Origin of the sequence: Vibrio agarilyticus, from assembly GCF_012641465.1 — a bacterium.
Taxonomy (GTDB): Bacteria; Pseudomonadota; Gammaproteobacteria; order Enterobacterales; family Vibrionaceae; genus Vibrio; species Vibrio agarilyticus.
The window spans coordinates 1-1109 of sequence record NZ_JABAIK010000048.1 but is presented as its reverse complement, the minus strand read 5'-3'; the positions used below and the strand labels follow the sequence as shown (position 1 = coordinate 1109).

Annotated in this window: 2 protein-coding genes; both read right to left on the bottom strand. The window is 54.8% G+C overall.

Annotated features, from left to right (window positions below; translation table 11 throughout):
- Positions 1 to 241: 241 nt before the first annotated feature.
- Complete coding sequence (locus HGP28_RS18895; protein ID WP_071596352.1) at positions 242 to 400, bottom strand: replication initiation protein; 159 nt, start codon at positions 398 to 400, stop codon at positions 242 to 244.
- Positions 401 to 927: 527 nt separating this feature from the next.
- On the bottom strand, positions 928 to 1109 hold a 182-nt coding region (locus HGP28_RS19150; protein WP_211092071.1), incomplete at its 5' end, for a hypothetical protein.

The window sequence follows — 1109 nt, the reverse complement described above, 5'->3', positions numbered from 1 at the left end:
CATCAGTGGCGGGTGTTTTTCCGTGGGATGGATGGAGCTCCGGGGATAACAGAACTGACGATCATTTAAAGGATCTTCTTGAGATCCTTTTTTTCTGCGCGTAATCTCTTGCACTGTAAACGAAAAAACCGCCTGGGGAGGCGGTTTGATCGAAGGTTAAGTCAGTTGGGGAACTGCTTAACCGGGTAACTGGGTATACGAGACCGCAGATACCAAAACTGTTCTTTCAGTGTAGCCGCAGTTAGGCACCCACTTCAAGACCTCTCAATATCTCTCTCGTATATATCCAGTTACCAATGGCTGCTGCCAGTGGCGTTTTTGCGTGTCCGTCCGGGTTGGACTCAAGATGATAGTTACCGGAAAGGGCGCAGCAGTCGGGCTGAACGGGGGGTTCGTGCATACAGCCCAGCTTGGAGCGAACGACCTAAACCGAGCCGAGATACCAGCAGCGTGAGCTATGAGAAAGCGCCACGCTTCCCGAAAGGGAAAAAGGCGGAACAGGTATCCGGTAAACGGCAGGGTCGGAACAGGAGAGCGCACGAGGGAGCCGCCGGAGAGAAATCACCGGCATCTTTAAGTCCTGTCGGGTTTCGTCCTCCTCTGACTTGAGCGTCCATTTCTGTGATGCTCGTCAGGGGAGGCGGAGCCTATGGAAAAACGGCAACGCCGCATCCTTTTCTCCGGCCCTTTCTGATTTGAGCGCCTTTGCTTTATCCCGTTATCCGTGAGTCGGTCACGCCCGCCGCAGCCGAACGGCAGGAGCGCAGCTACCGAGTGAGCGAGGAGGCGTCATTTCATCTGTCCGTGCATGGTATTGCGGACGCTCCTGAGCCACATATCACACCTGCCACATGAGGCACTTTCATGAATCGTGCTCTCATGCCAACATAGTAAGCCAGTATACACAGCGTAAACGCTGTGACTGGTTCAGGGCTGCGCCCCGAAACCCGCTAACACCACTGACGCGCTGGCGCTTGTCCAACGCCGGAGCGACCCGGAAAACTTTTCCGTGCCGTCCGGCGTTTGCGAAGGAGGGATAATGCAGAAGCCGAAGAAGAAGCCGCTCGTCGTAAAAAAAAGATCCTGGCATCCGGCAGTGATGGCAAATC

Coding starts and splice junctions, on each gene's coding strand:
- HGP28_RS18895 (WP_071596352.1), bottom strand. CDS start 400: ATGCACGAACCCCCCGTTCAGCCCGACTGCTGCGCCCTTTCCGGTAAC.